Annotated in this window: 1 protein-coding gene; it reads left to right on the forward strand. The window is 45.6% G+C overall.

Annotated features, from left to right (window positions below; all coding sequences use genetic code 11):
* Positions 1 to 417 (forward strand): AAA family ATPase (locus tag HC176_RS16875; protein WP_167920172.1); only part of this gene is annotated, 417 nt, incomplete at both ends.

A 417-nucleotide genomic window follows, 5' to 3' on the forward strand; every position in this document is an offset into this window, starting at 1 on the left:
GTGACTGTTTCGGGCCAGCATTACAAACTCGATCTGCCTTATTTCGTATTAGCTACTCAAAACCCGATAGAGCAGGAGGGAACTTATCCTTTGCCTGAAGCTCAGCTCGACAGGTTCATGTTTGCGATCAAACTCGAATATCCTTCTTTTGAGGAGGAAATACAGGTAGTAAAAAGAACAACGTCAGACGAAGTGGTAGAGATTAATCCCTTATTTTCGGCTAAGGAGATCGTCGATTTTCAGCATTTGATAAGACGTATTCCGGTTGCCGATAATGTGGTGGAGTATGCCGTTGATCTGGTAGGAAAAACACGGCCTGCTGGGGATCGTTCCACGCCAATGGTAAAAGAATATGTAGATTGGGGTGCCGGACCAAGAGCCTCTCAAAACCTCATTTTAGGAGCCAAAGCCAATGCC

The sequence above is a fragment of the Tamlana crocina genome, assembly GCF_012037625.1.